This window comes from Dyella sp., assembly GCF_036568765.1.
Classification (GTDB): domain Bacteria; phylum Pseudomonadota; class Gammaproteobacteria; order Xanthomonadales; family Rhodanobacteraceae; genus GSA-30.
In genome coordinates this window covers 1-7,521 of the sequence record NZ_DATCRY010000252.1, presented here as the reverse complement: position 1 = coordinate 7,521, position 7,521 = coordinate 1, and the positions used below count along the sequence as shown (strand labels likewise).

The 7,521-nt window shown below is 60.3% G+C and carries 7 protein-coding genes; 1 reads left to right on the top strand and 6 read right to left on the bottom strand.

Translation table 11 applies throughout. The annotated features are described in order from the left end of the window. A partial coding sequence (secA, locus tag VIM98_RS16780) for a preprotein translocase subunit SecA (protein WP_331994261.1) occupies positions 1-2,448 on the top strand: 2,448 nt, incomplete at its 5' end. 46 nt (positions 2,449-2,494) lie between these two features. Here the strand turns inward: secA and VIM98_RS16775 are convergent. From VIM98_RS16775 to pdxA, 6 genes are all read right to left on the bottom strand, one after another. Further along, on the bottom strand, positions 2,495-3,346 hold the full coding sequence (locus VIM98_RS16775) for a hypothetical protein (RefSeq protein ID WP_331994260.1): 852 nt from the start codon (positions 3,344-3,346) through the stop codon (positions 2,495-2,497). Between the two features lie 60 nt (positions 3,347-3,406). After that, complete coding sequence (locus VIM98_RS16770) at positions 3,407-4,219, bottom strand: hypothetical protein (RefSeq protein WP_331994259.1); 813 nt, start codon at positions 4,217-4,219, stop codon at positions 3,407-3,409. Between the two features lie 99 nt (positions 4,220-4,318). Further along, complete coding sequence (locus tag VIM98_RS16765; RefSeq protein WP_331994258.1) at positions 4,319-5,170, bottom strand: symmetrical bis(5'-nucleosyl)-tetraphosphatase; 852 nt, start codon at positions 5,168-5,170, stop codon at positions 4,319-4,321. A gap of 5 nt (positions 5,171-5,175) precedes the next feature. Further along, on the bottom strand, positions 5,176-5,559 hold the full coding sequence (apaG, locus tag VIM98_RS16760) for a Co2+/Mg2+ efflux protein ApaG (RefSeq protein WP_331994257.1): 384 nt from the start codon (positions 5,557-5,559) through the stop codon (positions 5,176-5,178). A gap of 55 nt (positions 5,560-5,614) precedes the next feature. After that, positions 5,615-6,412, bottom strand: coding sequence for a 16S rRNA (adenine(1518)-N(6)/adenine(1519)-N(6))-dimethyltransferase RsmA (gene rsmA / locus VIM98_RS16755; RefSeq protein WP_331994256.1), 798 nt, complete (start codon positions 6,410-6,412; stop codon positions 5,615-5,617). Between the two features lie 169 nt (positions 6,413-6,581). Beyond that, a partial coding sequence (gene pdxA / locus VIM98_RS16750; RefSeq protein WP_331994255.1) for a 4-hydroxythreonine-4-phosphate dehydrogenase PdxA occupies positions 6,582-7,521 on the bottom strand: 940 nt, incomplete at its 5' end.

The following is a 7,521-nucleotide window of genomic DNA, read 5'->3' as shown; positions in this document are numbered from 1 at the left end:
ATGGTCCTGCACATGGGCAAGATCGCCGAAATGCGCACCGGCGAGGGCAAGACCCTGGTCGGTACGCTTCCGGTGTACCTCAATGCCCTGGAAGGAAAGGGCGTGCATGTAGTCACGGTCAATGACTACCTGGCCCGCCGCGACTCGGCGCAGATGGGCAAGCTCTACAACTTCCTGGGCCTTTCTGTTGGTGTGGTCTGGCCGGGCATGGAGCACGCCGATAAGCACGAGGCCTATGCCGCCGACATTACCTACGGCACCAATAATGAATTTGGCTTCGACTATCTGCGCGACAACATGGCCCTGTCCAAGGACCAGCGTTACCAGCGGGGCCTGCACTACGCCATCGTCGACGAGGTCGACTCGATCCTGATCGACGAGGCGCGTACGCCGTTGATCATCTCAGGGCCGGCCGAGGATTCCCCGCAGCTGTACCTGGCGGTGAACAAGATCGTGCCGAAGATGATCCGCCAGGAGAAGGAAGACAGCGCCGGCGATTACTGGGTCGACGAAAAGCAGAAGCAAGTGCATCTGTCCGAAGAAGGCATGTCGCACGCGGACGAGCTCCTGCGTCAGAACGGTGTGATCGAGGCCGATAGCGGTCTGTACGATTCCAAGAACCTGGCCGTCGTGCATCACTTGAATGCTGCCTTGCGCGCCAATGCGATCTATCAGCGCGATGTCGACTACATCGTGCGCGACGGCGAAGTGGTGATCGTGGACGAATTCACCGGTCGTACCCTGCCGGGTCGCCGCTGGTCCGATGGCCTGCATCAAGCGGTGGAAGCGAAGGAGGGCGTGCCGATTCAGCGCGAGAACCAGACCCTGGCGACGGTAACGTTCCAGAACCTGTTCCGCATGTACAAGAAGCTGGCCGGCATGACCGGTACGGCCGATACCGAGGCTTACGAGTTCCAGCAGATCTACGGTCTGGAAGTGGTGGTCATTCCCACTCACAAGCCGATGATCCGCAAAGACAACCCGGACATGGTCTTTCTTGGACAGGATGCCAAGTACCGCGCGGTGATCGAGGACATCAAGGACTGCAACAAGCGCGGTCAGCCTGTGCTGGTCGGCACGACCTCGATCGAGGTATCGGAGCTGCTGTCCGAACTGCTGCGCAAGGAAAAGATTCCGCATGAAGTGCTCAACGCCAAACAGCACGAGCGTGAAGCGCATATCGTGGCGCAAGCCGGCGCGCCGGGTTCGGTGACGATCGCCACCAACATGGCCGGCCGCGGTACCGATATCGTGCTGGGCGGCAGTCTGGAAGCGGCGCTGCAGGCGCTGCCTGAGGACGCCACCGAGCTGGATCGCAAGCGTGTGAAATCCGAGTGGCAGAAGCGCCACGATCAGGTGCTCGAGTCGGGCGGGCTGCACATTATCGGTACCGAGCGCCATGAGTCGCGCCGCATCGACAACCAGTTGCGTGGCCGCTCCGGCCGTCAGGGCGACCCAGGTTCGTCGCGCTTCTACTTGTCGCTGCAGGACAACCTGCTGCGCATCTTCGCCGGCGACTGGGTCGGCCGCTGGATGCGCATGTTCGGCATGAAGGAAGAAGACGCGCTGGAAGATCGCATGATCAGCCGGCAGATCGAAAAGGCGCAGCGCAAGGTCGAGCAGCACAACTTCGACATCCGCAAGCACCTGCTGGAATTCGATGACGTGGCCAACGATCAGCGCAAGGTGATCTACGCCCAGCGCGACGAGTTGCTGGAGACCGACGACGTCTCGGCGACCATCGCCGACATCCGCGAGGATGTGATGGATAATCTGGTGCGTCGTTACGTGCCGGCGCACAGTATCGACGAGCAGTGGGACATCCAGGGGCTCGATCGCGAATTGGAAAGCGAGTTCGGCGTGCGCGCCGATGTGCGTCATTGGTTGGAGCGCCAAAGTGAGGCCGACGATGCGACCGTGCTCGAGTATGTGCGCGAAAGTGTCGAGAAGTTGTTCAAGGACAAGGAGCAGCAGATCGGTACCGAGCCGATGCGTCAGCTTGAAAAGCACATCATGCTGAGCGTGGTCGACAACGCCTGGAAGGAGCATCTGGCGAGCATGGATTACCTGCGCCAAGGTATCTATCTGCGCGGTTACGCACAGAAGCAGCCGAAGCAGGAGTTCAAGCGCGAGTCGTTCGAGTTGTTCTCCAGCATGCTCGACCGCATCAAGGCCGAAGTGGTGCAGATGCTCGCGCGCATTCGCATTCGCAGCGAAGAAGAAGTTGCCGCGATGGAAGCCGAGCAGCAGCGCTTGGCCGAACGCTTGCAGCAACAGATGCAGGCTACTGGTGGCGGCGCGCCGCGTACGCTGGATGCGCCGGAGATTCCGATGCCGGTCATCGAGCACGAAGTCGTGCAGCGCGAAGGCCCGAAGGTCGGGCGCAACGACCCTTGCCCCTGCGGCTCGGGTAAGAAGTTCAAGCATTGCCACGGTCAGTTGAGCTGACCGATTCAAAAAAGCCGGCGAATGCCGGCTTTTTTTTGTTCAAGCGTTAAGTCCGGCCGATGGAGTACTTCGTGTTCATATGCTCGGCTAGGAGTAAGAGCAAGCTGTGAACCTGGATGTCGTTCATCAGAGCATCCGGCTTGGAAGTGAAATGGGTATCCAGCCAAACCTGGAACCGATTGCGATCGGCCAATGTGACTCTCAGTTCGGGTTTGAGCCGATCGACCAGATTTCCGGCATCTTTAACCATTTCGTGGATCCGGAAGTCTAGGCTGCTATCCCGCAGCGTGTCCTTGAACGTCTCCACATCCGCACCTTCCTGTAGCAACTCGAAGAGAGCCCTCGCCGTATAAGGAGTTGTTGCAGAGGATAGATCTGACAGGCTTTCAAGGCTTGAATGGAAGAACAGTTGGAGTTCGGCTTCATCCAGCGCTTGTGTGAATTCCTCGTTACCGTTCACGATGGCTTTTGTGGTAATCGATACCTCTTTCGCGGTATGGGGTGTGAGCACTTCAAGGCTAGAAACAGCATCCGCGCAAGGTATCTTATGGTGGAACGCGGTACGCGATATCACCACATCCGCTGTGGGATGCCCGCTACTCGACTCCCAGTTTTTCACGCTTCGCAGTGCGCATTCGACAATGGCCGGTTCAGGATCGAACGAGTGTACCCATGGTTCATTCAGGCACGCCTGCATTTGCGGCAACCACTTCTGCGCATAGAGAGCATTTGCTTCCGTAGTCAGTCCGCCGCCATGTTTGCCAACAGGTGCGGCACGGATATTGGAAGCGCCAGCAAAAGTTGCAAGTCCAGCCACTAACGCTTTAGGCATGGCGTAGAGGATTCGACCGATAGAGGGTGCCCATGAATGGGACGTTGCACCGCCGACATTCGGCATATTCAGGCCTCCTTTGCCTGGGAAACAAAGCAAAATAGCTATTCGCTTCTTGGAATCTTCTCAGTTCGCCCTGATGGAATACTTTGCATTGAGATGCTCTGCCAGAAGGGAGAGCAAACTGCGAAGCTGTCTATAGTTCATGAGGTCACCCGGCTGAGAAGCGAAGTGTGAGTCCAGCCAGTTGTTGAAATGATCGTGATCGGCTTGCAAGTGTTTGGGCTCGGGCCTGAGTCGGTCGGCCAGGCCTACTTCGATTCTGACCATGTCGCCTAGTCGAAAGCTCAGGTTACCGTTGCTGCTTTTACCGCTGAGTGCATGCTTGAACGTTTCTACAGCGCCGGACTCCTGTAGCAGCCTGAGCAGATCCTTCGACGTATGGGCTCTTGTTGCAAAGAGCAGATCCGGCGGGTTGGACAACTGGGCCAAGAACCGGTCTTCGGCTTCATTCATCGCGCGCCCGAATTTCTCGTTTCGCCGCATGATGTCTTTTATATCGCGCAACGAGCGCTCCGGGACATGAAGCGTCAGGTCAGGCCCGCCGGACAATAGCGCGGGAACCATATCGTCTCCGCCTATCTCTTCCCAGTTCTTCACGGTTTGCAGCATGTATCCGACATCAGCCAGAAGAGGCGGCAATGGCCTAACCGTTGTCCTATTCGGACACGCTTTGATTTCCCGCGGTGGTGACTCTTGAAAAGGGACGTTCGCCTGGGCTGTCAGTCCGCCACCATAGTGATCCGCAGATGCGGCGCGGATATTGAGCGCGCCACCAAAGGCCGCCAGAAAACCCGTTAGCACTTTGGGGGTAGCGTGGAAAATACGACCGATAGAGGGCATCCATGAATTGAATGTTGCGTGGCTGACGTTTGGCATGACCAGGCCTCCTTTGCCTGAGGAAACAGGCAAATTAGCCGTTCGCCTTGCGCGCAGCTAACAAGAATCGCTTATGGGCGGGCCAGCGTCCCTGGCGCCTCAGTCCGCTCCAGGCATACGCTTGCGATGCGGCTCAGCATTTACCGTGATGTATTCCGGCTCGTCATGCGGTTCCAGTCGGATTGCCGTGAGCTTGCCACCCCAGACGCAGCCGGTATCGATCATATAGACGCCCATGCCGGCGAAGCGTCCGAGCGTCGACCAATGGCCGCAGACGATGCGTGTTTCGCGCCGACGCATGCCGGGCACTTCGAACCACGGATACATGCCGGGTTTCTGCGTGCCCGGGATGCCTTTGCTCTCGAAGTCGATGCGGCCGTGGATGTCGCAGTACCGCATGCGGGTAAGAGTATTGATCGACGCGCGCATGCGATCGATGCCTTGCAGGCGGCTGGTCCAAGCGGCGGGGCGATTGCCGAACAGGTTTTTCAGCACGCGTGGGTGGCGTGGACTGGCCAGTTCGCGCTCCACATCCTGCGCCTGCCGCAAAGCTTGCCGAAGCGTCCAGATCGGTGCGAGCCCGGCGTGGACCATGGTCCAGCCCAACTGCTCGTCGTGATGCATCAGCTTTTGCCCACGCATCCACTCGAACAGCACCGGCGCATCTTCGGCGAACAGCACCTCACGCAGCTCCGGGTTGACCTTCGACTGCGCATCCTGGCGCCGCAGCGCAATTGCCAGCAGGCTTAAGTCATGGTTCCCGAGCGTGACCACGACGCTATCGCGCAGGCTGTGGATCAGCCTGAGCGTTTCCAGCGACTGTCCACCTCGGTTGACCAGGTCGCCGCAGAACCACAACCGGTCTACGGCGGGGTCGAAACGCAGTTTTTCCAGCAGACGTTGTAGCTCGGGGTAACAGCCTTGTACGTCGCCGATCGCATAAGTAGCCATTGGCGCTAGTGCAGGGTGCGCGGAATGGACAGGGTGAATGCAGGAATCGGCGCCTCGAACTGGGTGCCATCGTCGGCCAGCATCTGATAGCTGCCCTGCATGGTGCCCACAGCGGTCTCCAGCACAGCACCGGAGGTGTATTCGTAGTCGTCGCCAGGACGCATCCAGGGTTGTTCGCCGACCACGCCGTCGCCGCGTACTTCCTCGACTTTGCCGTTGGCGTCGGTGATGACCCAATGCCGGGTCAACAGGCGCGCAGGTACCGCGCCGTTGTTGCGCAGAGTGATGGTGTAGGCGAACACATAGCGGTTGTCGGCAGGCTTCGATTGGTCGGGGACGAAGCGTGAAGCAACCCGCACGTCGATCGTGTAGGGGGATTTCTGATTCATGGCCTGGATTGTAAGCGTTGCCGGCGTGCCTGAGGCAAGCCTGTGCGGGGCCTTGTCAATCTGCGGCCTGCGCCGTTGCCGCCCGGGCCAGGCGCACGAAGTCCGCCGGTGCCAGGACCTCGGCGCGAGCCTTCGGGTCGATCTCGGCGGCCTCGATCGCCTGAACGCTCATGACCTGCTTGAGAGCGTTGCTCAATGTCTTGCGCCGTTGGGCAAAGGCCGCCTTGACCACTCCGTACAGCCGGTCTGGATCGGCGTCGGGAAGCTGTTCCGGTGGAAGCGGGACCAGGCGCACGACAGCCGAATCGACTTTCGGCGGCGGGCGGAATGCCCCAGGCGGGACATCGAACAGCGGTTCCACCCGGCAAGCAAGCTGCAGCATGACCGACAGCCGTCCATACACCTTGCTGCCTGGTTCGGCGGCCATCCGGTCCACCACTTCTTTTTGCAACATGAAGTGCATGTCCGCGATAGCGCCTGCGTGTTCGACGCAATGAAACAGGATGGGGCTGGAAATGTAGTAGGGCAGGTTGCCCGCCACGCGCAACTTCGCCACCCCCCGTTCACGCGCCAGGGCGGTGAAGTCGACCTTGAGCACATCCGAGTGGACAATCGTCAGCGCACCGACACTGGCGGCGCGCGCCTGCAGCTCGGGGATCAGGTCGGTATCGAGTTCGATCGCGGTGAGCTTGCCGGCAGCCGCGAGCAGGGGCAGGGTCAGCGCGCCTTCGCCCGGACCGATCTCGACCATCGTGTCCTCCTCACGTGGCGAAATAGCGCTGACAATGCGCTCGATGTAGCGTTTTTCGTGGAGGAAGTGTTGGCCGAAGCTTTTTTTGGGGCGGGCGGACATGGGGCAGGTGTCGAAGTAGGTTGGCGATCAGAGCAGGGACGAGGAATGAGCCACCGTAAAGGTGGTAAATAGGGAGGGCGCGCAGATGAATATTGCTGCGAGCCCCGGGATGCATAGTTGCACTATCGCAACCTTGACGCTGAGGCGGGTATTTGGGCAGGCGCCCTCGCTACTCGTCGCTCGTCCCTCGCTTTTCCGTCAAAGCCATCGCCATCCGTGCAGCGGCGATCAGACTGGACGGATCGGCGCGGCCGGTTCCAGCAAGGTCCAGCGCGGTGCCATGGTCCACGGATGTGCGGATGAAGGGTAGGCCGAGCGTAAGGTTCACGGTGCAATCGAAGGCTTCGCTCTTGAGCACGGGCAGCGCCTGATCGTGGTACATCGCCACGACGGCATCGTAGCGTTCGCGCAATGCAGGTACGAAAGCTGTATCCGCGGGTAATGGGCCGAGCAGATGCATGCCCTTGGTGCGCAGGTCATCGAGGACAGGGACGATTGTTTCGATCTCTTCATGTCCGAGGTGGCCGCCCTCGCCGGCATGCGGGTTCAGTCCCAGCACCGCGATGCGCGGTGCGGCGAGGCCGAACTTGGCTTGGAGCTCTTCGTGCACAATGCGCAGGACACGCTGAAGTCCCTGCGTGGTGATCGCGGCGGGTACGCGCGACAGTGGCAGATGCGTGGTCGCTAGGGCGACGCGCAGCGCCGGGCTTGCCAGCATCATCACGACATCGGCCCGGGAGCGCTCGGCAAAGAATTCGGTGTGACCGCTGAAAGCGATGCCCGCGTCGTTGATCGCGGCTTTCTGCAGCGGTGCGGTCACTACGGCATCGTAGCGTCCCTCCATGCAGCCGTCTGCGGCTTCAGCGAGTGTGGCGAGCACATGCTGGGCATTGCGCGGATCGGGCTGACCCGGAGCTTCCTCGGTGCCCAGCGGAATGTGGTGGATTCGGAGGCTGTTTGCCGGCCGTTTGCTCAGCGGCGCGCCATCGTCGTCGATCAGGACGATGTTCGCGCCGCACCGTACCGCGGCACGCTGCAGCAGTGCGCGATCGGTCAGCGCAATGAAATTGGCCGCCAACGGAGTGGCGGCCAGGCGAACCAGAAGCTCC